Source organism: Stenotrophomonas sp. FR012, from assembly GCF_047520565.2.
Taxonomy (GTDB): Bacteria; Pseudomonadota; Gammaproteobacteria; order Xanthomonadales; family Xanthomonadaceae; genus Stenotrophomonas; species Stenotrophomonas sepilia.
The window spans coordinates 54267-77337 of the sequence record NZ_JAXBQL020000005.1; the positions used below are offsets into that span (position 1 = coordinate 54267).

21 protein-coding genes are annotated in these 23071 nt (G+C 64.4%); 15 read left to right on the forward strand and 6 right to left on the reverse strand.

The features are described from left to right. Window positions 1-90 precede the first annotated feature (90 nt). From yidC to rpmH, 3 genes are read right to left on the reverse strand one after another with little or no spacing between them, the layout of a single operon-like run. On the reverse strand, window positions 91-1806 hold the full coding sequence (gene yidC, locus ACM0O9_RS10340; protein ID WP_235649663.1) for a membrane protein insertase YidC: 1716 nt from the start codon (window positions 1804-1806) through the stop codon (window positions 91-93). Further along, window positions 1806-2300 (reverse strand): ribonuclease P protein component, encoded by a 495-nt coding sequence (rnpA, locus tag ACM0O9_RS10345; protein ID WP_072168770.1) that lies wholly within the window; start codon window positions 2298-2300, stop codon window positions 1806-1808. The genes yidC and rnpA overlap by 1 nt, the downstream gene beginning before the upstream one ends. Before the next feature lie 5 nt (window positions 2301-2305). Beyond that, window positions 2306-2446, reverse strand: coding sequence for a 50S ribosomal protein L34 (gene rpmH / locus ACM0O9_RS10350; protein ID WP_005411729.1), 141 nt, complete (start codon window positions 2444-2446; stop codon window positions 2306-2308). A gap of 255 nt (window positions 2447-2701) precedes the next feature. On the opposite strand from rpmH, the gene dnaA reads away from it, so the two are divergent. The 15 genes from dnaA to ACM0O9_RS10425 all read left to right on the forward strand — a co-directional run bounded on the left by dnaA (window position 2702) and on the right by ACM0O9_RS10425 (window position 19631). Continuing rightward, on the forward strand, window positions 2702-4033 hold the full coding sequence (dnaA, locus tag ACM0O9_RS10355; RefSeq protein ID WP_014645405.1) for a chromosomal replication initiator protein DnaA: 1332 nt from the start codon (window positions 2702-2704) through the stop codon (window positions 4031-4033). 275 nt (window positions 4034-4308) lie between these two features. Then, window positions 4309-5409: a DNA polymerase III subunit beta gene (gene dnaN / locus ACM0O9_RS10360; protein WP_005411731.1), complete on the forward strand. Its 1101-nt coding sequence runs from the start codon at window positions 4309-4311 to the stop codon at window positions 5407-5409. Between the two features lie 988 nt (window positions 5410-6397). Next, window positions 6398-7492: a DNA replication/repair protein RecF gene (gene recF, locus ACM0O9_RS10365; protein WP_005421208.1), complete on the forward strand. Its 1095-nt coding sequence runs from the start codon at window positions 6398-6400 to the stop codon at window positions 7490-7492. Between the two features lie 112 nt (window positions 7493-7604). After that, on the forward strand, window positions 7605-10064 hold the full coding sequence (gene gyrB, locus ACM0O9_RS10370; protein ID WP_005421206.1) for a DNA topoisomerase (ATP-hydrolyzing) subunit B: 2460 nt from the start codon (window positions 7605-7607) through the stop codon (window positions 10062-10064). A gap of 67 nt (window positions 10065-10131) precedes the next feature. Then, the gene (locus ACM0O9_RS10375) at window positions 10132-10977 is read left to right on the forward strand and encodes a CPBP family intramembrane glutamic endopeptidase (RefSeq protein ID WP_032954741.1); all 846 of its coding nucleotides are present in this window, start codon (window positions 10132-10134) and stop codon (window positions 10975-10977) included. Between the two features lie 71 nt (window positions 10978-11048). Continuing rightward, window positions 11049-11855: a M48 family metallopeptidase gene (locus tag ACM0O9_RS10380; protein ID WP_005421202.1), complete on the forward strand. Its 807-nt coding sequence runs from the start codon at window positions 11049-11051 to the stop codon at window positions 11853-11855. 132 nt (window positions 11856-11987) lie between these two features. Beyond that, complete coding sequence (locus ACM0O9_RS10385; protein WP_005421200.1) at window positions 11988-13181, forward strand: tetratricopeptide repeat protein; 1194 nt, start codon at window positions 11988-11990, stop codon at window positions 13179-13181. Window positions 13182-13324: 143 nt separating this feature from the next. Continuing rightward, a complete protein-coding gene (locus tag ACM0O9_RS10390; RefSeq protein ID WP_005421199.1) occupies window positions 13325-13993 on the forward strand; it encodes an energy transducer TonB in 669 nt (222 codons plus the stop codon). A gap of 94 nt (window positions 13994-14087) precedes the next feature. Further along, complete coding sequence (exbB, locus tag ACM0O9_RS10395) at window positions 14088-14849, forward strand: TonB-system energizer ExbB (RefSeq protein WP_005411738.1); 762 nt, start codon at window positions 14088-14090, stop codon at window positions 14847-14849. A gap of 61 nt (window positions 14850-14910) precedes the next feature. After that, on the forward strand, window positions 14911-15336 hold the full coding sequence (locus tag ACM0O9_RS10400) for an ExbD/TolR family protein (protein WP_005421196.1): 426 nt from the start codon (window positions 14911-14913) through the stop codon (window positions 15334-15336). Between the two features lie 3 nt (window positions 15337-15339). After that, window positions 15340-15753 carry an ExbD/TolR family protein gene (locus ACM0O9_RS10405; protein WP_005411740.1) on the forward strand — a complete coding sequence of 138 codons (414 nt, stop codon included), beginning with the start codon at window positions 15340-15342 and terminating at the stop codon, window positions 15751-15753. A 163-nt stretch (window positions 15754-15916) separates the two neighbouring features. After that, the gene (cls, locus tag ACM0O9_RS10410) at window positions 15917-17377 is read left to right on the forward strand and encodes a cardiolipin synthase (RefSeq protein ID WP_005421195.1); all 1461 of its coding nucleotides are present in this window, start codon (window positions 15917-15919) and stop codon (window positions 17375-17377) included. Window positions 17378-17417: 40 nt separating this feature from the next. Next, window positions 17418-17687: a hypothetical protein gene (locus ACM0O9_RS10415; RefSeq protein ID WP_414604053.1), complete on the forward strand. Its 270-nt coding sequence runs from the start codon at window positions 17418-17420 to the stop codon at window positions 17685-17687. Window positions 17688-17696: 9 nt separating this feature from the next. Then, window positions 17697-18440 (forward strand): pyridoxine 5'-phosphate synthase, encoded by a 744-nt coding sequence (locus ACM0O9_RS10420; protein ID WP_005421190.1) that lies wholly within the window; start codon window positions 17697-17699, stop codon window positions 18438-18440. A 99-nt stretch (window positions 18441-18539) separates the two neighbouring features. Beyond that, window positions 18540-19631, forward strand: coding sequence for a PA0069 family radical SAM protein (locus ACM0O9_RS10425; protein ID WP_414604054.1), 1092 nt, complete (start codon window positions 18540-18542; stop codon window positions 19629-19631). Window positions 19632-19686: 55 nt separating this feature from the next. On the opposite strand, the gene ACM0O9_RS10430 is transcribed toward ACM0O9_RS10425, so the two are convergent. The 3 genes from ACM0O9_RS10430 to ACM0O9_RS10440 all read right to left on the reverse strand — a co-directional run bounded on the left by ACM0O9_RS10430 (window position 19687) and on the right by ACM0O9_RS10440 (window position 23067). Next, on the reverse strand, window positions 19687-20394 hold the full coding sequence (locus ACM0O9_RS10430) for a 2OG-Fe(II) oxygenase (RefSeq protein ID WP_032957940.1): 708 nt from the start codon (window positions 20392-20394) through the stop codon (window positions 19687-19689). A 108-nt stretch (window positions 20395-20502) separates the two neighbouring features. Further along, window positions 20503-21519, reverse strand: coding sequence for a class 1 fructose-bisphosphatase (locus ACM0O9_RS10435; RefSeq protein WP_414604055.1), 1017 nt, complete (start codon window positions 21517-21519; stop codon window positions 20503-20505). Window positions 21520-21864: 345 nt separating this feature from the next. Then, window positions 21865-23067: an amino acid aminotransferase gene (locus ACM0O9_RS10440; protein WP_053496721.1), complete on the reverse strand. Its 1203-nt coding sequence runs from the start codon at window positions 23065-23067 to the stop codon at window positions 21865-21867. Window positions 23068-23071 lie beyond the last annotated feature (4 nt).

Below are 23071 nucleotides of genomic sequence, written 5' to 3' on the forward strand. Positions count from 1 at the left end.
GGTAGCAGGCGATTCTAACGCCGCATGCGAAAAGCCCGCCTTGCGGCGGGCTTCTGCTGGGGTCGGCCGGCCCGTGGCCGGCTCTGCCGATTACTTCTTCTTGACCGGGGCCGGAGCGGTGGTGGCCGGGACCGGCTCGCCGCCATGGCGCTTGGTCATCCACCACTGCTGCAGCAGGCCCAGGCCGCCGTTGACCACCCAGTACAGGACCAGGCCGGACGGCATGAAGGCCATCATGACGCCGAACACCAGCGGCATGAACTGCATCATCTTCTGCTGCATCGGGTCCATGCCCGGTGCCGGGGTCAGCTTCTGGGTGAACCACATCACTGCCACGTTGATCACCGGCAGGATGAAGTACGGGTCGCGCGCGGTCAGGTCCTGGATCCAGCCGAACCAGGGTGCCTGGCGCAGTTCGACCGATTCCACCAGCACCCAGTACAGGGCGAAGAAGATCGGCATCTGGATGAGGATCGGCAGGCAGCCGCCCATCGGATTGATCTTTTCCTTCTTGTACAGCTCCATCATCGCGGTCTGGAACTTCTGGCGGTCATCGCCATAGCGTTCCTTGAGCTGCGCGATGCGCGGCTGGAAGCGACGCATCTTGGCACCGCTCTTGTACTGGGTCGCCGACAGCGGGTACAGCACCAGCTTCAGCAGCACCACCAGGCCGACGATCGCCCAGCCCCAGTTGCCGACCAGCTTGTGTACCTGGTTCAGCACCCAGAACAGGCCCTGGCCGATCACCGCCATCATCGAGAAGCGGCTGTAGTCGACCACGCGGTCCAGGCCCGGCACGTCTTCCTTGGCAATCAGGTTGACCAGCTTCGGGCCGACCCACAGGCGGGCTTCGGTGCTGGTGGACTGGCCCGGGGCCACGGTGAAGGCCGGGCCACGCGCTTCGATCAGGTCACGACCGGCCACCTGCGACAGTACGTAGTGTGCGGTCTGGTCCTTCTGCGGGATCCAGGCGGTGAAGAAGTGGTGCTGCAGCATCGCCAGCCAGCCGCCGGTGATGTTCTGGTTGAGCGTGCCGTCTTCCAGGTAGTCCTTGAACGCACGACGCTGGTACTTCTTGTCGTTGTCGTACCAGGTGGCACCGTTGAAGCTGAAGGAGTCCGGGTTGGTCATGCTCCGCGACAGGATGGTCGGGGTGCGGTCCAGGGTGCGGTAGACGTAGCCGTTCCACGGCGCGGCGCCGGCATTGCTGACTTCGTCCTTGAAGCGCACGGCGTACTCGTTGCGCGAGACAGTCAGGGTGCGCTTGATGGTCACGCCGTTGTCGGCAGTCCACACGAACGGGATCTGCAGCTCGTTCTGGCCCTTGGCCAGCACGAAGTCCTTGGTGTCACCGACCAGCTTGAAGCCGTCGGCGCCGGGAACCGGGGTGTTCTTGTCTTCGCTGGCCCAGCCACTGATCGCGCTGTACGGATGCGCGGGGTCTTCGGTCAGCAGGCGAACCGGCGGGCTGCCTTCGTCCTTGGTCTGCGGGAACTGCAGCAGCTCGGCGTCGAGCACGCGGCCACCATCAAGCACCAGGCGCAGCACGTCGGTGGTGACGGTCACGCGCTGGCGGGCCGGGGTGGCACTGGCCTGCGCCTGCACAGCGGCCTGGCCCGGGGCGCCCGGGACCTGTGCACTGGGAATGCTGCCCGAGGCAGCGCCCGGAACACTCTGTACGGCAGCCGGGGCCGACGTGGTCGTCGGTGGCGGGGTCGGAGCAGCCTTTTCACGGCTCCACTCCATCCACAGCAGCACGGCCACCATCAGCCAGGCAAAAATGAGGAATACGCGGGTCTGGTTCATCAGCGGACAGGCTCGGCGGGGCCGGGACGCGATGCCGGCTCGGTCAAAGAAGGAGTTGCGATGCCATCAGGCGGCGGCATTGTGCCGTCCACGCCCGGCGCGGGCAATGCACGCAGGCGACGCAGCAGGCGCAGGAAGGCCTGGCGGATCTCGTCGTTGCTGGCGGAACGCGCAGCACTACGGGCCACGACGACGAAGTCGCCTGGCTGGATATCGGTACGTGTCTGACGCAGGATGTCGCGCAGGACGCGCTTGATCCGGTTACGCCCGACGGCGTTCGGATCGACCTTGCGGGAAACCGCCAGACCCAGCCTGGCCGGCCGGTCAGCCGGCAGCCAGTGCAGGGTCATCAGCGGATCGGACACACGGCGGGCGCCGTTGAAGACCGTTGAGTATTCGGCACGCGTGCGAACCCGCGCAGAGCGAGGGAATCGCTTGCGCGGGTCTGCAGTATTCACTGTCGAAGGGATTGCGTCTGCCGCAGGGTGCGGCATGGCAATCAGGCGCTCAGGACTTTGCGGCCCTTGGCGCGGCGACGCGACAGGATCTTGCGGCCGTCAGCGGTCTTCATACGGGCACGGAAGCCGTGGTCGCGCTTACGCTTGAGGTTGCTGGGCTGGTAGGTGCGCTTCGTGGCCATTGGGGGCCTCTCGTATGAATGGGACGGAAAGAACCGGAAATTCTAGAGAGGTCTCCCCCCTCACGTCAACCCCTGGGGACTACGCGAATTCACCGGGCTGTGCAATAGCTGTGGATGTTTTTGTGAATAAGTAGGGGACAAGCATTCCGAAGGCGGGCGCTCGGTGGTAGTCTGAGCCATCCATTTCCCCCCTTTCCGGCCTGTGTTTGGGCGCCTTGTCGCGTCCATGCCCCGGCCACCGGACGATTATTGCTGATGGATGCCTGGTCCCGTAGTCTCGAGCGCCTCGAAGCGGAGTTCCCGCCGGAAGACGTTCATACCTGGTTGAAGCCGCTGCAGGCCGATCTGCGCGTGGACAGCCTGGTGCTGTATGCACCGAATGCCTTCATCGTCGACCAGGTCCGCGAGCTGTACCTGGCCCGGATCCGTGAACTGCTGGCTCACTTCGCCGGTTTCAGCGACGTTTTTCTTGAAATCGGCTCGCGCCCGCGCCCCGTGGAGGCGCAGAACGCGCCGGTTTCCACGCCGTCGGCGCATGTGTCCAGCGAACCGCAGGTGCCGTTCGCCGGCAACCTGGACAGCCACTACACGTTCGCCAACTTCGTCGAAGGCCGCAGCAACCAGCTGGGCCTGGCCGCCGCCTTCCAGGCAGCGCAGAAGCCGGGCGACCGGGCGCACAACCCGCTGCTGCTGTACGGAGGCACGGGCCTGGGCAAGACCCACCTGATGTTCGCCGCCGGCAACGCCATGCGCCAGGCCAATCCAGGTGCAAAGGTGTTGTACCTGCGTTCGGAACAGTTCTTCAGCGCCATGATCCGGGCCCTGCAGGAAAAGACCATGGATCAGTTCAAGCGCCAGTTCCAGCAGGTGGACGCGCTGTTGATCGATGACATCCAGTTCTTCGCCGGCAAGGACCGCACGCAGGAAGAGTTCTTCCACACCTTCAACGCGTTGTTCGATGGCAAGCAGCAGATCATCCTGACCTGCGACCGCTATCCGCGCGAGGTCGAAGGCCTGGAAGCGCGCCTGAAGTCGCGGCTTGCCTGGGGCCTGTCGGTCGCGATCGAACCGCCGGACTTCGAGACCCGCGCCGCGATCGTGCTGGCCAAGGCGCGCGAACGCGGTGCCGAGATTCCCGATGATGTTGCGTTCCTGATCGCCAAGAAGATGCGCTCCAACGTGCGCGACCTCGAGGGCGCGCTCAATACCCTGACCGCCCGCGCCAACTTCACCGGCCGCGCGATCACCACCGAATTCGCCCAGGAAACCCTGCGCGACCTGCTGCGCGCCCAGCAGCAGGCGATCAGCATTCCCAACATCCAGAAAACCGTTGCCGACTACTACGGCCTGCAGATCAAGGATCTGCTGTCGAAGCGTCGGACCCGCTCGCTCGCTCGCCCCCGCCAGGTCGCCATGGCCCTGACCAAGGAACTGACCGAGCACAGCCTGCCCGAGATCGGCGACGCCTTTGCCGGTCGCGATCACACCACGGTGCTGCATGCCTGCCGCCAGATCCGGACCCTGATGGAAACCGACGGCAAGCTCCGCGAAGACTGGGACAAGCTGATCCGGAAGCTGAGCGAATGATGCACGGATGCCGATGAGGCGTCATCGCACAAAACGGTGCAGAATCCGGTAGCAAGCGCGGGACACGTTGTGGATAAAAATGGCGTCTGAAATCCCGTCGAATTTATCCACAGCTTTCCCCACCCCTTGGGGGTCGGTAATACAGAGGGTTTCGATGCCTGAAACTCCTTTATTTACAAAGACTTAGCATTGTTTTCCAGCGATTCTGTCTCTACCAGCACCACCAAGCTTTTGATTTATTCCACATTTTTTAAAGCATAGGGGCACGGAACCACATGCGTTTCACACTGCAGCGCGAAGCCTTTCTCAAGCCGTTGGCACAGGTCGTCAACGTGGTCGAACGCCGCCAGACCCTTCCGGTTCTGGCCAATTTCCTGGTCCAGGTGCAGAACGGCCAGCTGTCGCTGACCGGTACCGACCTGGAAGTGGAGATGGTGTCGCGGATCGCGGTTGAAGATGCCCAGGACGGCGAAACCACCATTCCCGCCCGCAAGCTGTTCGAGATCATCCGCGCCCTGCCCGATGGCAGCCGGATCACCGTCTCGCAGACCGGAGACAAGATCACCGTGCAGGCCGGTCGTAGCCGCTTCACCCTGGCAACCCTGCCCTCCAATGACTTCCCGTCGGTTGACGAAGTGGAAGCCACTGAGCGCGTGGCCATCGGCGAAGCGACCCTGAAGGAGCTCATCGAGCGCACCGCGTTCGCGATGGCGCAGCAGGACGTGCGCTATTACCTCAATGGCCTGCTGTTCGATCTGCGCGGTGACGCCCTGCGTACCGTTGCCACCGACGGCCACCGTCTGGCGCTGTGTGAAACCGACCTGGCCAAGCCGAGCGGTTCCAAGCGCCAGATCATCGTGCCGCGCAAGGGCGTGACCGAGCTGCAGCGCCTGCTGGAAAGTGGTGATCGCGAGATCGAGCTGGAAGTCGGCCGCAGCCACGTCCGCGTCAAGCGCGACGATGTCACCTTCACCTCCAAGCTGATCGACGGCCGCTTCCCGGATTACGAAGCGGTGATTCCTATCGGTGCCGACCGTGAAGTGAAGGTTGATCGTGAAGCGCTGCGCGCCTCGCTGCAGCGCGCTGCGATCCTGTCCAACGAGAAGTACCGCGGCATCCGCGTGGAAGTATCGCCGGGCAACCTGAAGATCAGCGCGCACAACCCGGAGCAGGAGGAAGCCCAGGAAGAAATCGAAGCCGATACCACGGTCAGCGATCTGGCCATCGGCTTCAACGTGAACTACCTGCTGGATGCCCTCTCCGCCCTGCGCGATGAGGAAGTCATCATCCAGCTGCGCGACTCCAACTCCTCGGCGCTGGTGCGTGAGTCCAGCAGCGAGAAGTCGCGCCACGTGGTCATGCCGCTGCGTCTCTGACATCAGCCCGGTTCCACGTGGAACATAACGACGCCCGGGAAGCTCCCGGGCGTTTTTTTTTACGTTCCACGTGGATCATCGGGCTGAACCCTTTCCAGCACGGATTTCGAACGGACACCATCTTCCTTGATGGACCCGGTTCCGTGCGCTTTGCTTCCCAGGCCGAACTGGCGACGGGACTTTGAGTCGATGCCAGGGACTACCTCCGAATCATGTTTGATCGGGGCCGGCATCTGGGGTCTCAACGCAGTTGCTATGGACCTGGCTGGTCGGATGCCGAAGCGCATCCACGCTGCGGCGACCGTGATCGCTGTTCCTGAAATCCTCTCTGTCCACAGGACCCATTCGGGACAGATCGGGCCAAGCCTAGCTTCTAAATCTGGGTATAAATCTAAAGCATGGTGGTGATGGTAGAGCCAGATTTCGTGGAAAAATGTGTTATCTGCATGATTTAAAAGGAATTTATGAGGGTGAAACCCCCTGTATAGAGGCGTCTCAGGCTGGGGGGGAACCTGTGGATAGTTTCCAGACCCAGGCAAAAGGGCTTTTTTATCCACAGATTGCCCATACCTTGTGTATAAGTCATACAGCCCCGCTGTGGACAGCGTGAAACGAATGGTCCGGATTCTTTGAAATCTGTGGAACCTCGCAGGGCATCGGATCTCAGATTTGGAGGAAACCGGGCGCCCGCCCGCTCACCCGGCCGGGCAAGCGCTCATCAAACACCTGCGGCCGTGGTCTTGAAATCGTTGAAATCTGGCGGGCCACGCCCCGTGACCCTGTGCAGAATTGAAGGGATTTCAGCTGCGTCCGGAGCTGGAAACGGGCATGCCGGTGAACCGGCGCCACGTGGAACCCGCGATCAGTTGGTGCGCGGGAGCTTCTGCTCCGCATCGATGCGGGTGCAGCGCGTCCGGCTTGACCGATGCAGTAAGCTGATGGATTCCCTTCCTCTCTACCGCCTCGAGCGGATGGTCGTTCGCGCCCCATGCTTATCCGCCGCCTCGCCTTGCACCAACTGCGTCGCTTCAGTGCGGTGGATCTCTTGCCCCAGCCGGGGCTGAACCTGCTCACTGGCGACAACGGTGCCGGCAAGACAAGCGTGCTGGAGGCCCTGCATCTGATGGCCTACGGTCGGAGCTTCCGCGGTAGGGTTCGCGATGGACTGGTGCGCCAGGGCCAGGAGGCGCTGGAGATCTTCGTGGAATGGGACGAACAGCGTGCCGACCACGCGCCGCATCGCCGAAAGGCCGGCCTGCGCCACAGTGGGCAGGACTGGAAGGGACGATTGGACGGTGAAGATGTGGCTCAGCTCGGCAACCTCTGCGCAGCGCTGGCGGTAGTGACGTTTGAGCCCGGCAGCCATGCGCTGGTCAGCGGCGGTGGCGAGCCCCGCCGTCGCTTTCTGGATTGGGGTTTGTTCCACGTGGAACCTGATTTCCTGTCCTTGTGGCGGCGCTATTCAAGGGCGCTGAAGCAGCGCAATGCCCTGCTCAAGCAGGGCGGCCCGTCGCGGATGCTGGACACCTGGGATCACGAGTTGGCTGAGGCCGGAGAGCCCCTTACCAGCCGGCGTCAGCACTACCTCGAGCGGCTGCAGCAGCGTGCCGTGGCGCTGGCTGCCAGTTTGGCGCCGCAACTCGGCATCCAGGCCCTGGAACTCAGTCCGGGCTGGCGTCGGCATGAGCTTCCCCTGGCAGATGCTCTGCTTCTGGCCCGGGATCGTGACCGCCAGGCCGGGTACACCTCGGTTGGGCCGCACCGGGCGGACTGGAGCGTGGATTTCCACAGCATTCCTGGTCGCGATGCATTGTCACGCGGTCAGGCCAAGCTGACCGCATTGGCGTGCCTGCTGGCGCAGGCCGAGGACTATGCAGAACAGCGCGGCGAATGGCCGGTGATCGCACTGGACGATCTGGCCTCCGAACTGGATCGGACCCACCAGGCGCGGGTATTGGAGCGCCTGCTCACCGGCCCGGCGCAGATCTTCGTCACCGCTACTGAGCCTCCGGCGGCCCTGCAGGAATTGACCCAGATCGCCCGGTTCCACGTGGAACATGCACAGATCGTGGCTGTGCCATAGTGGGCACATCAGGGCCACTCGACCCCGGCTGGTATAATTCGGGTTGGAATCCTTTCATTCTCGGCACATCGCCCCAAGCGGTGCCCGACCTGCGGAGCCTACGGCAAGCGCAATGAGCGACGAACAGAACACCCCGGCAAACAACGGCAATTACGACGCCAACAGCATTACCGCCCTGGAAGGCCTGGAGGCTGTCCGCAAGCGACCCGGCATGTACATCGGTGACGTGCATGACGGCACCGGTCTGCACCACATGGTGTTCGAGGTTGTCGACAACTCGATTGACGAAGCGCTGGCCGGCCACGCCGACCATGTCGCGGTGACGATCCACGCTGACGGCTCGGTCTCGGTGTCCGACAACGGCCGCGGCATTCCGACCGGCAAGCACGAGCAGATGAGCGCCAAGCTCGGTCGCGAGGTCTCCGCCGCCGAGGTGGTGATGACCGTCCTGCATGCAGGCGGCAAGTTCGACGACAACAGCTACAAGGTTTCCGGCGGCCTGCACGGCGTCGGCGTCAGCGTGGTCAACGCGCTGTCGCAGAAGCTGCTGGTGGACGTGTTCCAGAACGGCTCCCACTACCAGCAGGAATTCAGCAACGGCGCAGCCGTGACCCCGCTCGCCAAGCTGGAAGCCACCACCAAGCGTGGCACCACCGTGCGCTTCTGGCCGTCCACCGTCGCCTTCCACGACAACGTGGAATTCCACTACGACATCCTGGCCCGCCGTCTGCGCGAGTTGTCGTTCCTGAACTCCGGCGTCAAGATCGTCCTTGCCGACGAGCGTGGCGACGGCCGTCGCGATGACTTCCACTACGAAGGCGGCATCCGCAGCTTCGTGGAGCATCTGGCCCAGCTGAAGACCCCGCTGCACCCGAATGTCATCTCCGTCACCGGCGAGCACAACGGCATCGTCGTGGAGGTGGCGCTGCAGTGGACCGACTCCTACCAGGAGACGATGTACTGCTTCACCAACAACATCCCGCAGAAGGACGGCGGTACCCACCTCGCCGGTTTCCGCGGTGCGTTGACCCGCGTGCTCAACAACTACATCGAGCAGAACGGCATCGCCAAGCAGGCCAAGATCAACCTGACCGGCGACGACATGCGCGAAGGCATGATCGCGGTGCTGTCGGTGAAGGTGCCGGATCCCAGCTTCTCCAGCCAGACCAAGGAGAAGCTGGTCAGCTCCGACGTGCGTCCGGCGGTGGAAAACGCCTTCGGTGCGCGCCTGGAAGAGTTCCTGCAGGAAAACCCGAACGAAGCCAAGGCGATTGCCGGCAAGATCGTCGACGCCGCGCGTGCACGTGAAGCCGCCCGCAAGGCCCGCGACCTGACCCGCCGCAAGGGCGCGCTGGACATCGCCGGCCTGCCGGGCAAGCTGGCCGACTGCCAGGAAAAGGATCCGGCGCTGTCCGAACTGTTCATCGTCGAGGGTGACTCGGCAGGTGGCTCGGCCAAGCAGGGCCGCAACCGAAAGAACCAGGCGGTGCTGCCGCTGCGCGGCAAGATCCTCAACGTGGAACGCGCGCGCTTCGACCGCATGCTGTCCTCCGACCAGGTCGGTACGCTGATCACCGCGCTGGGCACCGGCATTGGCCGTGACGAGTACAACCCGGACAAGCTGCGTTACCACAAGATCATCATCATGACCGACGCCGACGTCGACGGCGCCCACATCCGCACCCTGCTGCTGACGTTCTTCTACCGTCAGATGCCGGAGCTGATCGAGCGCGGTTACGTCTACATCGGCTTGCCGCCGCTGTACAAGATCAAGCAGGGCAAGCAGGAGCTGTACCTGAAGGATGATCCGGCGCTGGACAGCTACCTGGCCAGCAGTGCGGTGGAAAACGCCGCGCTGGTGCCAGCCACCGGCGAACCGGGCATCGAAGGCCTGGCACTGGAGAAGCTGCTGCTGGCGTACGCCGCCGCGCTCGATTCCATCGAACGCAACGCGCACCGCTATGACCGCAACCTGCTCGAAGCGCTGGTCGATTTCGTGCCGATGGACATGGACAGCCTGCGCAATGCGGGCGAAGGCGAAGGCCTGGATGCGCTGGCCAAGCGACTCAACCAGGGCAGCCTGGGCAGCCCGCGTTTCAGCCTGGAACTGCAGGACGCCAACGAGGAACGCCCCGCCGCTGTGCTGGTGACCCGTCGCCACATGGGCGAGGAGCACATCCAGGTGCTGCCGATGTCGGCGTTCGAGAGTGGCGAACTGCGTGCGATCCACCAGGCCTCCAAGCTGCTGCACGGCCTGGTGCGCGAAGGTGCAACGATTTCCCGCGGCGCCAAGTCGATCGAAGTCGACAGCTTCGCGAAGGCGCAGAACTGGCTGCTCGAGGAGGCCAAGCGCGGCCGCCAGATCCAGCGATTCAAGGGTCTGGGTGAAATGAATCCGGAGCAGTTGTGGGATACCACGGTGAACCCGGAGACCCGTCGCCTGCTGCAGGTGCGCATCGAGGATGCGGTCGCTGCCGACCAGATCTTCAGCACCCTGATGGGCGATGTCGTCGAGCCGCGTCGCGACTTCATCGAAGACAATGCGCTGAAAGTCGCCAACCTGGATATCTGACACAATCGGGACCTGGCCGGTGCGCGGGGAGCTGCACCGGCCTTCGTCCCTTGAACACAGGTACCTGATGTCCGCATCCACCCCGGTCTCCGCCGCCCCGCCCCCGGTTCCGCCGGTGTCTACCCCACCGCGCGCCGTGGCACCGCTGGCAGGCTTCTTCATCGACCTGGGCATCGCCGCCGTTACCCTGGTCGGCCTGAGCATGGTCTCCGGCCTGTTCTGGGGCTTCTACCGTGCAATCGTGGTCAGCCGCGCCAACGCGGAGGCCAATGGCGGACTGACACCTGACGCTGTCGGCGCGGCAGTGGGCCAGCCCGGTGCCCTGGCGCAGATCCTGATGGCCCTGATCGCCACCGGTGGCGCCGCGCTGCTGCTGTACTTCTGGCGACGCCCGGCAAGCGCCGGCGAACGCATGGCGTCGCGACAGGCGTTGCTGCGGCCGTCCACCTGGGGCTGGACCCTGCTGGTGGCCACGCTGATCGTGCTCGGCAGCAACGGCATCGCCTTCCTTTCCAAGCAGTTCGGCATCGAGCCGGTGCCCACCAACGTGGAACTGATGCAGAGCGCGATCGCTCGCTTCCCGCTGTTCCTGGTGCTGTTTGCGGTCGTCCTCGCCCCCGCCTACGAAGAGCTGCTGTTCCGCCGCGTCCTGTTCGGGCGCCTGTGGCAAGCCGGCCGCCCCTGGCTGGGCCTGATCCTCAGCAGCCTGGCGTTCGCCCTGGTCCATGAAGTGCCCGGTGTCAGCAAGAACTCGCTGCTCGGCATGGCGCAGCTGTGGCTGGTGTACGGTGGCATGGGCGCCGCCTTCTGCTGGCTGTACCGCCGCACCGGCACCCTGTGGGCGGCGATTGCCGCGCATGCGCTGAACAACGCGGTTGCGCTCGCCGCGATGGTGTTCCTGGGGTCAACGTAACGCCGTGCCCGCTTGACGAAAGATTAAGCAGGTACGCTACACACTGCGCACATGAACACGGGGGCGGACCCATGAAACAACTGCTGCTGGCTCTAGTCATCACCACCTTGGTCAGTGCCTGTGCAACCACCACCTCGCCAACCGGACGACGGCAGATGGTGGGCGGTGTGTCGCAGGCACAGCTTGACCAGCTCGGTGCGCAGGCGTTTGCCGAGACCAAGCAGAAAGAGAAGATCAGCACCGATGGCCGCCAGAACGGCTACGTGCAGTGCGTGGTCAATGCGCTGGTCGCACAGCTGCCGCCTCAGTACCGTGGGGTACGGTGGGAGACTGCCGTATTCGTCGACAAGGAACCCAACGCCTTTGCCCTGCCCGGCGGCAAAGTGGGCGTGAACACCGGCATCTTCACCGTCGCCAGGAACCAGGACCAGTTGGCTGCAGTGATCGGTCATGAGATCGGCCACGTGATCGCGCGTCACCACGAGGAACGCATTACCCGGCAGATGGGCGCGCAGACCGGCCTGGCCGTGCTGGGCGCGCTGGCCGGTGCCGCCTATGGCGATGGTGCCGCCAATACGGTCAATCAGCTGGGCGGCATGGGCGCGCAGGCGGCCTTCCTGCTGCCCGGCTCGCGGACCCAGGAAAGCGAGGCGGACGTGATCGGCCAGCGGCTGATGGCGCAGGCCGGATTCAACCCGGCCCAGGCCGTGGATCTGTGGCAGAACATGATGGCCGCCAGCGGCGGTCGAAGCCCGCAATGGCTGTCCACCCACCCCGATCCGGCCAACCGGATCCAGGAGCTGCGACGCGACGCGCCGGGCCTGGCGCCGGTCTATCAGCAGGCCCAGGCGGCCGGGCTGCGGCCAAAGTGCGGATGAGTGCGCAGTTCTATGCTGTATTGCAGCACATAAAACGATTTCTCACGCCATCTGTTTCTGATACGTTTGGCGGCTCAGATTTTTCTGACAGTCCGACTTTGCCGCTATCCGGCGGTTCGATCGAGGTGAACGATGATTTTCCGTAACCACAAAGCTGTGCTTTCCGTCCTCGTCGCGACCGCCCTGACCGGCGCCGTGGTCACCGATGCCTTCGCGCAGTCCTCGCGTTCCTCCGACCGTGGCAGCCGCGGCGGCAGCAGCAAGCAGGCCAAGGCCGAACCGCTGTACCCGAATGCGACCCGCCAGGAGCCGACCGCCAAGGCCTCGGCCAAGATGGGCAGCAAGCTGCAGAAAATGATCGACAGCTACAACAAGGAAAAGTTCCCGGAGACGCGCACGCAGGCTGACGCGATCCTGGCTGACAGCGCCTCCAACGAGTACGACAAGTCGCTGGCCGCGCAGCTGGCCTCGCAGGCCGCCTACCAGACCGACGACACCCCGGCCGCCATCGCCTACCTGAAGCAGGTCATCCAGTTCAACGGCCTGGACAACAACGGCCACTTCCAGTCGATGCTGATGCTGGGCCAGCTGCAGCTGCAGGAAGACCAGACTGCCGAAGGCCTGGCCACCCTGGACAAGTACTTCGCCGAGAGCAAGTCGACCAAGCCGGAAGAGCTGATTGCCAAGGGCCAGGCGCTGTACCAGCTGGAGCGCTACCAGGAAGCGATCCCGGTGCTGAAGCAGGCCATCGCGGGCGCTGCCGAGCCGAAGGACAACTGGAACCAGCTGCTGATGGCGGCCCTTTCCGAAGCCGGCCAGACCGGTGAGGCCGTGCAGGCCGCAGAAGCGCTGGCGGCCAAGAACCCGTCGGACAAGAAGGCCCAGCTGAATCTGGCCAACATGTACATGCAGGCTGACCAGATGCCGAAGGCCGCCGCGGTGATGGACAAGCTGCGCAGCAGCGGCCAGCTCACCGAAGAGCGCGAGTACAAGCAGCTGTACTCGATCTATGCCAACACCGAGAACAAGGAAAAGGACGTCATCGCGGTCATCAACGAAGGGTTGCAGAAGGGCATCCTGAAGCCGGATTACCAGGTCTACCTGGCGCTGGCCCAGTCCTACTACTACTCCGACCAGGTGCCGCAGGCGATCGATGCGTGGCAGAAGGCCGCCCCGCTCTCCAAGGACGGTGAGACCTACCTGAACCTGGCACGCGTCCTGCATGCCGAAGGTCGCGTCCCCGAGGCCAAGCAGGCCGCCCAGCAGGCGCTGGCGAAGGGCGTGAAGAACCAGGCTGATGCCAAAAAAATCATCAACCTGAAGTAAGTAGGAATAACGCCTGAATGCCTGCTCAGTTGATGCGCAGGCGCTCAGGATTGGTATAAGCTTGGAGGTTCCTGCGGTGTCATGCACCGCTGATCAGGGATCCCGCCCCCGGGATTCCGGCCCCACTATTGAGCTCTTGGCGCATGACGGAACAACTAGTCGTTCACCGGTACGAACAACCCGATGACAAGGGGCTGAGCTGGCCTCGCATCGTCGGCATCGCGTTTGTAATTGCCCTGCATCTGGCCGCCTTCATGATGCTCCTGATTCCCGCCGTGGCTCCCAAGGCCGTCGCGGAGAAGGAGCGCAACGTCATGGTGACCATCGTCGACGCGCCGCCGCCGCCCCCACCGCCGCCGCCGCCGCCGCCGCCGCAGGATACTCCGCCACCGCCGGTGAAGAATCTGTCGCCGCCGAAGCCGTCGCCCGTACCGCCGCCGCCGCAGGCGCCGGTTGTCGACGTGCCGGAGCCGCGCCCGAACGATATCGTCACCCCGCCGTCGCCTCCGGCGCCGCCGGCACCGCCGACCTCGATCGAGGCCAGCGTGGACATCTCGTCGAAGGCCATGAATCCGCCGCGCTACCCGCCGGCAGCCTTCCGCGCAGGTATCCAGGGCGAAGTGATCCTGATCATTGATGTCGATGCCAGCGGCAACGTCACCAATGTCACGGTGGAAAAGTCCAGCCGTAACCGCGACCTGGACCGTGCTGCGATGGAAGCGGCTCGCAAGTGGCGCTTCAACGCCGCTGAAGCAGGCGGTAAGAAGACGGCAGGTCGCGTTCGCGTCCCGGTCAACTTTGCGCTGAACTGATGCGCCTGGGTGGCCGCCTGGCCACCCCCGCTCCCGGTTCGATTGTTTAGCTTAGCTACACCCTTTATCACCACACACAACAAAGGTAAGCGTCATGCTGCAGGAAATTTTCATCGCCGCTGCTGCCGGGGGCAATCCGTCCAACGCCCTGTCGCAGATGGGCTTCGAGCACCTGATCCACGAAATGACCACCAAGCCGGGTGATTTCGCGGTTTCCTGGGTCGTGCTGCTGACCCTGATCGCCATGTCGGCCATGTCCTGGTACTGGACCGTCATCAACATCTTCCGTGCCACCCGCCTGAAGAGCGCCGCCGATCGCGTCGTCAGCCTGTTCTGGGACACCCCGAACGCGCAGGACGCCATCCGTGCGATGGAAGAGCAGCCGGCTTCGGAGCCGTTCTCGAAGATCGCACTGGACGCTGCCCAGGCAGCCGCCCACCACCAGCGCGCTGAAGGCGGTGCTACCGGCGGCGTCGGTGAGAACCTGAGCCGTTCGGAGTTCGTCGACCGCGCTCTGCGTCAGGCCGTCACCCGCGAAAGCAACAAGCTGCAGTCGGGCATGACCCTGCTGGCCACCGTCGGCGCGACCGCTCCGTTCGTCGGTCTGCTGGGTACCGTGTGGGGCATCTACGGCGCGCTGATCAAGATCGGTGCCACCGGCTCCGCTTCGATCGACGCCGTTGCCGGCCCGGTGGGTGAAGCGCTGATCATGACCGCGATCGGTCTGTTCGTCGCAATCCCGGCCGTGTTCGCCTTCAACTTCTTCAGCAAGATCAACAGCGCGACCATCAGCAAGTTCGATACCTTCGCGCACGACCTGCACGACTTCTTCGCTACCGGTTCGCGCGTCCGCTAATTGCGGCGCGCGTCACCCAGCGACGAAGTAAGTAGTCACCAAGATCTAGACGGAGCCCGTTATGGCTTTCAGTAGTGGTAACAGCGGCGGCCCCATGGCCGACATCAACGTTACGCCCCTCGTGGACGTGATGCTGGTGCTGCTGATCATCTTCATCATCACGGCGCCCCTGATGTCCCACAAGGTCAAGGTGGATCTGCCGGAAGCCAACCTGATCCAGAAGCCGGAAGATGCTGAAAAGCGTCCGAACCCGATCACGCTGGCAGTCAAGGAAGACGGCTCGATCTACTGGAACGACGAAGAAATCAACAAGCAGACTCTCGAGTCCCGCTTGGCGACCGCCGCACAGCAGACCCCGCAGCCGCCGCTGAACCTGCGTGGTGACCGCACCACCAAGATGCGCGTCATCAACGACCTGACCAAGGTCGCGCAGGAACAGGGCATGCTGGACGTCGGCTTCGTTGCGACCAAAGAAAAGGGGCAATAAGCCATGGCATTCAGTAGTGGTGGTGGCAAGGGCCCCATGGCAGACATCAACGTCACGCCCCTCGTGGACGTGATGCTGGTTCTGCTGATCATCTTCATCGTGACCGCGCCGATCATGACGTACCCGATCGCCGTGGACCTGCCGCAGCGCGTGCTCAACCCACCGCCGCAGCTGGTCGAACCGCCGCCGCCGATCGAACTGAAGATCGACGCCAGCAACCAGGTCTCGTGGAACAACAGCCCGATCAATACCAGCGAGCTGCAGCAGCGGATGGAGCAGGAGGTCCAGCGTGACCCGACCAACCAGCCGGAACTGCGCATCGACGCCAGCCCGGATTCCGAGTACGACGTGATGGCCAAGGTTCTGGCCGCCGCGAAGAACGCTCAGATGAAGAAGATCGGTTTTGTGCAGCAGTAAACGCGACACCGCAACACAACAGTCATGACGCGACTGCAGACGCCCCTGGAGACAGGGGCGTTTTTTTTGTCCTCGTCCTGGCACATGGGATGGGGTCAGAACGCCTTTCCTTCGGAAAAGGGATCTGACCCCATCCGGCAGCATGCGCCGCTATGATCGGCGCATGCTTGCCCTCTTCGATTCCCTGCGCCATTGGCTCGACGGTATCGCCCACCTCGGCACGATCCTGGCGGTGGCTTACCTGCTGTACCTGTTCGCGCTGGCGGGCTGGATCATGCTGCAGAAGCGCGAGCCGGTGGCCACGCTGAGCTGGATCCTTTCGTTGGCACTGCTCCCCTATCTCGGGCTCTTCATCTACTACCTGCTGGGCCCGCAGAAGGTGAAGCGGCAACGGCTGCGTCGTGGCCGTGCACGCTCGGGCATGGAGCACTACAGCGATGTCTGCCCGCCCGATTCGGACTGCACCGAACTGGCCAAGGTTGCCCAGGCCACGACCGGACTGGCCCCAAGCAGTGCCACCGAAGTGACCTGGCTGGTGGACGGTGCGGCGACCTACGCGGCCTTGCTGGAAGCCGTTGCACAGGCGCACGATCACATCCATCTGGAGTACTACATCTTCAATCCGGATCACGCAGGCACCGCCCTGCGCGATGCCCTGGTCGAGCGCGCACGTGCCGGTGTGCAGGTGCGCCTGCTGCTGGATGCGGTGGGCTCATCCGCCCTGCCCCGCCGTTTCCTGCAGCCCCTGCTCGACGCCGGCGGTGAAGCGATCTGGTTCCACCCACGGCAGCTGCTGAAACCGTTCAAGCGCCCGTGGCTGAACCTGCGCACGCACCGCAAGCTGGTGATTGTCGATGGCCGCCTGGCCTTCACTGGCGGCATCAACATCACCGACGAGGAAGACGAAAGCCGCAGGCCCGACGCTTATCGCGACCTGCACATGCGCATCCGCGGTCATGTGGTGCGCAGTCTGCAGCTGGTGTTCGCCGAGGACTGGCTCTACGCCAGTGGCCAGGAACCCTCGCGCATGGATATCGCCCGCTTGTGGCCGGCCGATATGCCGCTGCGCGGGGATGGCGCGATCAACGCGCAGGTATTGGTGTCCGGCCCGGATTCGGGCTGGGAGACGATCCACCGGCTGCACGTCGCCGCCATCCAGGAAGCGCACGAACGGGTGTGGCTGGTGACGCCCTATTTCGTGCCGGGTGAAGCGGCGCGGATGGCGCTGACTTCGGCCGCGCTGGGCGGCCTGGACGTGCGCCTGCTGGTACCGAAAATGAGCGATTCCTGGTTCGTCACCCAGGCCGCGCGCTCGTACTTCGACGAACTGTTGCATGCCGGCGTGAAGATCTACGAGTACGGCCCGCGCATGCTGCACACCAAGGCGTTCATCGCCGACGACGACGTCTGCATTGTCGGCAGTGCCAACTTCGACCACCGCAGCTTCCGCCTGAACTTCGAGCTGTCGATGATGATCAGCGACCGGGACCGCGTGGCAGCCCTGGCCGAGCTGCTGCAGGGTGAATTCGATCGCGCCACGCGGGTGCATGACCAGGCCGGGCGCTCGCTGTGGCTGCACCGCCTGCCCGAGGCCTTCGCCCGGCTGGCCTCGCCGCTGCTCTGACGCAGCGCTACACTGCGGCGATCATCCGGGGAGCCCGACTATGTACTGGTTGTACCTGCTGCTGGCGCTGGGCTGCTTTGCCTTCGCGCTGAAGACCCCAAGCGCGGGGTTGATGACCCTGTGCCTGCTGGCTGCGCTCGGCTTCCTGCTGGCCTGGGTACGCGGTCGTTACGTGGCCCGTTTCGGCGACCTGCAGCGCGACCCGGCCACCCTGATCGATGCCGAGGAACTGCGCCGCCTGCGCGAGCAGTCCCAGGCGCGCCGCAACGATGACGCCAACGACAACGATCCGTCCCCTCTTTCCAAGTAGTTCCGTTCCATGACCCAGCTCAGCGTCAACGTCAACAAGATCGCCGTCCTGCGCAATTCGCGCGGCGGTGCCGAACCGGACGTGGTGCGCGCCGCCCAGGCCTGCCTGGATGCCGGCGCGCATGGCATCACCGTGCATCCGCGGCCGGACCGCCGCCACATCACCGCCGAGGACGTGCTGGCCCTGTCCACGTTGACCCGCGCGCGTGGCGTGGAATTCAACATCGAGGGCAATCCATTTGCGCCGCCGCGCGAGGGGTACCCGGGGCTGCTGCCGCTGTGCGAACAGACCCGTCCGGCGCAGGCCACCCTGGTGCCCGACGGCGATGGCCAGATCACCTCCGACCACGGTTTCGACTTCGAACGCGACGCCGAGCGCTTGCGCCCGTTGATTGCCCAACTGAAGGCGATGGGCTGCCGGGTCAGCCTGTTCGTGGATGCGGGCAACCCGTCGCTGGAGCAGGCTGCCGAGGTCGGTGCCGACCGCATCGAGTTGTACACCGGCCCCTACGCAGAGGCGCATGCGGCGGGCGACGCTGCGGCAATGCTCGAACTGTTCGCCACTGCGGCGCGGCGGGCGCAAGCGGTGGGCCTGGGCGTCAACGCCGGCCATGACCTGTCGCAGGACAACCTGCGCGATTTCCTGGGCCACGTGCCGGACGTGCTGGAGGTGTCGATTGGCCACGCGCTGATCGGCGAGGCACTGTATGACGGGCTGGATGCCACCGTGCGGGGCTATCTGGCCCTGCTGTGACCGATGGATGCAGCCGAGCCCATGCTCGGCTCAGCGTTCCGCTGAACCCTTCAGGCGGCTGTCGCAGCCATTGAGACAGCCCCGGCGTACGCTGCCGCAATGGGTATTGCGATCAAGGGCCGAGGTTCCACGTCCCACCTCGCCGGACGCTTCGAAAGCACCGTCAGCGAGGCGGTGGACGACGGCTGGGCGGTCGATGAGAGCGAGGAGTTCCTCGCGCCGCGCCTGCGCACCGAGGTGCGCGCCGAGACCGCGCGCAGCATCATCACCCGCAACACTTCGCCGGACGTCGGCTTCAGCCAGTCGGTGAATCCGTATCGCGGTTGTGAGCATGGGTGTTCCTACTGCTTCGCGCGCCCTTCCCATGCCTATCTGAACCTGTCACCTGGCCTGGACTTCGAGACCAAGCTGTTCGCCAAGACCAATGCGCCTCAGCTGCTGCGCAAGGAACTGTCGAAACCCGGTTACGTGCCGCAGCCGATCGCGCTGGGCATCAACACCGATGCGTATCAGCCGATCGAGCGCAAGTTCAAACTGACCCGCCAGCTGATCGAAGTGATGCTGGAAACCAGGCATCCGTTCTCGCTGATCACCAAGAACGCACTGGTCGAACGCGACATTGATCTGCTCGCGCAGCTGGCGGCGGAGAACCTGGTCAGTGTGCATTTCTCGGTGACCTCGCTGGACCCGCATCTCTCCGCGAAGCTGGAACCGCGCGCATCAGCACCCCATGCACGATTGCGCGCGATGAAGCGCCTGCATGACGCGGGTATCCCGGTGGGCGTGATGGTGGCGCCGGTGATTCCGTGGATCAACGACAGCGAACTTGAAGCGGTGCTGGAGGCTGCGCACGATGCCGGCGCCAGTACCGCGGGCTACGTGCTGCTGCGCCTGCCGCTGGAAGTGGCGCCGCTGTTCCGCGACTGGCTCGATACCCATCATCCCGATCGCGCCGCGCACGTGATGAGTACCATCCAGCAGCTGCGTGGTGGCAAGGACTACGACAGCCAGTTCGGCACCCGCATGCGCGGCCAGGGTGTGTATGCCGATCTGCTGAACAACCGCTTCAAGCTGGCGCGCAAGCGGTTGGGATTCAATGCGCAGAACAGCCATTGGCCGAAGCTGGATTGCAGCCGGTTCCAGAAGCCGTTGCCGCCGAAGAAGGATTCGCCGCAAGGGTCGTTGTTCTGAGGCCATCAGTCGAGCATGGCTCGACTGTACATCAAGGCCGACGAGCAGTTCGGCGTCACCCCCCAAACAACTTCTGCGCACTCTGGAACAGGATCCAGCTGGTGGCGATGAACTTGTCGCCACCCTGTGGCCGATTGCCGCGATGGGTGTGGGTGAACGCCGTCGGCGCAATCAGCAAACTGCCGGTGCGCGGCGCGATCTTCCGCCCCTGGAACAGGAACTCGGTTTCGCCCTCGTCGAAGTCGTCATTGAGGTACAGCGTCCACAGAACATGCCGGTGCAGGGTCTCGGCCTGCGCATCCTTCGGGTACAGCTCGCAGTGCCAGTACGGGTAGCCACCCTCGCCCGCGGCGTACCACTGCAGGTTGATCGCACCCGGACGCAGGCAGGTGCGGGCCAGGTCGGCCAGCTGCTGTTGCGGCATGTCGGGAAAGTCCTCGGCAGACAGGCGTCGCGGTTGGCCATTGCTGTCCTGGATCTGCAACATCAGCGGCGCGATCAATGCCTGTGGATAACGGCGTAGATAAGTCAGCAGGCCGTTGAACACCGCGATCTGCAGCTGCTGATCAACATCCTGCCAGCCGTCCAGGCCACTGATGCGCAGATCCTTGCTGTGCTTGAGTTCGGGGAACACGCCACTGCCCACCGCGCCGGGCAGCAGGCCACGCGTGGCACGCATGCGCTCGACGATGGCCGCGCAGACCTCACTGGGGACGGCGTTGTGGATGACTTCGATGAAATCGACCGGGCCCTGCTCGTGCATGCGTGCATTCCTTCGGCGGCAACGGCTTGATGGTGCCGTTTGCCGCCCGCGGTGTCACCCTGCGGTCATGTCATCGAACTGCCATGACCGCCGTCAGGCGTCGAGCCGTCAGCCCTGCGCTTCGTCGTGCGCGTGGTGGTAACGCACCGCTTCGGCCACTTCCTCGCGCGAACCCAGGAACACCGGCACGCGCTGGTGCAGCTGGTGGGGCTGGATGTCGAGGATGCGCTCGCGGCCGGTCCAGGCGGCGCCGCCGGCCTGTTCGACCAGCAGGCCCATCGGATTGGCTTCGTACATCAGGCGCAGCTTGCCGGCCTTGGACGGATCCTTCTTGTCCCACGGGTAGATGAAGATGCCGCCGCGGGTCAGGATGCGATGCACGTCGGCCACCATGCTGGCGATCCAGCGCATGTTGAAGTTCTTGCCGCGCGCGCCTTCCTTGCCTGCCAGCAGGTCGCTGACGTAGGCCTGCATCGGCGCTTCCCAGTGACGCTGGTTGGACATGTTGATGGCGAACTCCTGGGTGGCCGCCGGAATCTGCATGTTCTCGGTGGTCAGCACGAACTCGCCCTTCTCGCGGTCCAGAGTGAAGGCGTGGGTGCCGTGGCCGACGGTCAGCACCAGCTGGGTGCTGGGCCCGTAGATGCAGTAGCCAGCGGCGATCTGCTTGCTGCCCGGCTGCAGGAAGGCGTCATCGCCTGGCAGCTCGACGTTGGTCGGGCAGCGCAGCACCGAGAAGATGGTGCCGACGGAGACGTTGACGTCGATGTTGGAGCTGCCGTCGAGGGGATCGAACAGCAGCAGGAAATCACCGCGCGGATAGATATCCGGCACCGGCTGGCTATGGTCCATTTCCTCCGAGGCGCAGGCAGCGAGATGGCCGCCCCAGGCATTGGCTTCGAGCAGGATCTCGTTGCTGATCACGTCCAGCTTCTTCTGTGCTTCACCCTGCACGTTGCCGGTACCGGCGTCGCCGAGCACGCCACCGAGGGCGCCCTTGCTGACGGCGATGGAGATACTGGTGCAGGCGCGGGCGACCACGGCGATCAGCTGGCGCAGGTCGGCATTGATGCGGCCGGCGTGCTGTTCCTGGATCAGGAAGCGGGTCAACGAAGTACGGGACATGGTCGGGCAGGTCTCGGCAGCGGGAAAACGCCTATTGTCGCCCGTCTGGCGGGGGCGTGCGTGAGCGCGGGAAGGCGTAATCGTTTCCAGATGCGTTGCGCTCGTGGCGCCTTCCTTCATGGAGGCACAGGGCGAGGTACACCGTGGCCAGGACACGCCGTAAACCCATCCATGGGGGCTCGGTCGGCGCATCCATGCGCCTCACGGTCCTGGCCACGGTGTACCTCGCCCTGCGCTTCAGGGTTCGCCGCGAGCGCGGAGGGTGTGGCAAAGGCAGAGGCAAAGCAGAAGCAAAAACAAAGGCGCCTTTCGGCGCCTTTGTTGTCAAACCACTGGTGCGTTGCTTCAGCCCTTGGCGACGGTGGCCACGGCCTTGGCGACGTATTCCAGGTTGTTCTGGTTCAGCGCGGCCACGCAGATGCGGCCGGTGCCGACGGCGTAGATGCCGAACTCGTCGCGCAGGCGTTCGACCTGCTCACGGCTCAGGCCCGAGTAGGAGAACATGCCGGCCTGTTCGTTGATGAAGCCGAACTGCGGCGCACCGGCAGCGGCCAGCTTTTCGACCAGGCCCTGGCGCAGGGCGTGGATGCGCTCGCGCATCTCGGTCAGCTCCTGCTCCCACATCGCGCGCAGTTCCGGATTGGTCAGCACGCCGGCCACCAGCGCAGCACCGTGGGTGGACGGGCTGGAGTAGATGGTGCGGATCACGCGCTTGACCTGCGACTGCACGGCCTTGGCGTCAGCAGCGGTCGGCGCCACCATCGACAACGCACCCACGCGCTCGCCATACAGCGAGAACGACTTGGAGTACGAGTTGGCGACGATGAAGCTGTCGATGCCGGCTTCGGCGATGATGCGCACGGCGGCGCCATCCTGCTCGATGCCCTTGTCGAAGCCCTGGTAGGCCATGTCGATGAAGGGGAACAGCTGCTTGTCCTTCAGCAGTTGCGCGACCTGCTTCCACTGGCTGACCGTGAGGTCGGCACCGGTGGGGTTGTGGCAGCAGGCGTGCAGCAGCACTACGGTGCCGGCTTCCAGCTTGCCGAGGTCGGCCAGCATGCCGTTGAAGTCGACGCCATGGCTGGCCGGGTCGAAATAGGTGTAATCCAGCACCTCGAAACCGGCCGCGCTGAATACCGCACGGTGGTTCTCCCAGCTCGGGTTGCTCAGCGCCACGGTGGCGTGCGGCAGCAGCTTCTTCAGCACGTCGGCGCCGACGCGCAGCGCACCGCTGCCACCGACGGTCTGTGCGGTGGTGACGCGGCCGGCGGCCAGCAGCGGCGAGTCTTTGCCGAACACCAGCTCTCGCGTGGCCTGCGTGTATGCCGGCAGGCCATCGATCGGCAGGTAGCCCCGCGGTTTGGCGTCAGCGGCAAGCTGCTGCTCGATCTGCTTGACGGCGCGCAGCAGCGGGATGCGGCCGCTCTCGTCGTAGTAGATGCCCACACCCAGGTTGACCTTGGTCGGGCGGCTGTCGGCGTTGTACGCCTCGGTCAGGCCCAGGATCGGGTCGCCTGGGACCAGTTCCACGTTTGCAAAGAAGGACACGGCG

Coding starts and splice junctions, on each gene's coding strand:
- yidC (WP_235649663.1), bottom strand. CDS start 1,806: ATGAACCAGACCCGCGTATTCCTCATTTTTGCCTGGCTGATGGTGGCC.
- rnpA (WP_072168770.1), bottom strand. CDS start 2,300: ATGCCGCACCCTGCGGCAGACGCAATCCCTTCGACAGTGAATACTGCA.
- rpmH (WP_005411729.1), bottom strand. CDS start 2,446: ATGGCCACGAAGCGCACCTACCAGCCCAGCAACCTCAAGCGTAAGCGC.
- dnaA (WP_014645405.1), top strand. CDS start 2,702: ATGGATGCCTGGTCCCGTAGTCTCGAGCGCCTCGAAGCGGAGTTCCCG.
- dnaN (WP_005411731.1), top strand. CDS start 4,309: ATGCGTTTCACACTGCAGCGCGAAGCCTTTCTCAAGCCGTTGGCACAG.
- recF (WP_005421208.1), top strand. CDS start 6,398: ATGCTTATCCGCCGCCTCGCCTTGCACCAACTGCGTCGCTTCAGTGCG.
- gyrB (WP_005421206.1), top strand. CDS start 7,605: ATGAGCGACGAACAGAACACCCCGGCAAACAACGGCAATTACGACGCC.
- ACM0O9_RS10375 (WP_032954741.1), top strand. CDS start 10,132: ATGTCCGCATCCACCCCGGTCTCCGCCGCCCCGCCCCCGGTTCCGCCG.
- ACM0O9_RS10380 (WP_005421202.1), top strand. CDS start 11,049: ATGAAACAACTGCTGCTGGCTCTAGTCATCACCACCTTGGTCAGTGCC.
- ACM0O9_RS10385 (WP_005421200.1), top strand. CDS start 11,988: ATGATTTTCCGTAACCACAAAGCTGTGCTTTCCGTCCTCGTCGCGACC.
- ACM0O9_RS10390 (WP_005421199.1), top strand. CDS start 13,325: ATGACGGAACAACTAGTCGTTCACCGGTACGAACAACCCGATGACAAG.
- exbB (WP_005411738.1), top strand. CDS start 14,088: ATGCTGCAGGAAATTTTCATCGCCGCTGCTGCCGGGGGCAATCCGTCC.
- ACM0O9_RS10400 (WP_005421196.1), top strand. CDS start 14,911: ATGGCTTTCAGTAGTGGTAACAGCGGCGGCCCCATGGCCGACATCAAC.
- ACM0O9_RS10405 (WP_005411740.1), top strand. CDS start 15,340: ATGGCATTCAGTAGTGGTGGTGGCAAGGGCCCCATGGCAGACATCAAC.
- cls (WP_005421195.1), top strand. CDS start 15,917: ATGCTTGCCCTCTTCGATTCCCTGCGCCATTGGCTCGACGGTATCGCC.
- ACM0O9_RS10415 (WP_414604053.1), top strand. CDS start 17,418: ATGTACTGGTTGTACCTGCTGCTGGCGCTGGGCTGCTTTGCCTTCGCG.
- ACM0O9_RS10420 (WP_005421190.1), top strand. CDS start 17,697: ATGACCCAGCTCAGCGTCAACGTCAACAAGATCGCCGTCCTGCGCAAT.
- ACM0O9_RS10425 (WP_414604054.1), top strand. CDS start 18,540: ATGGGTATTGCGATCAAGGGCCGAGGTTCCACGTCCCACCTCGCCGGA.
- ACM0O9_RS10430 (WP_032957940.1), bottom strand. CDS start 20,394: ATGCACGAGCAGGGCCCGGTCGATTTCATCGAAGTCATCCACAACGCC.
- ACM0O9_RS10435 (WP_414604055.1), bottom strand. CDS start 21,519: ATGTCCCGTACTTCGTTGACCCGCTTCCTGATCCAGGAACAGCACGCC.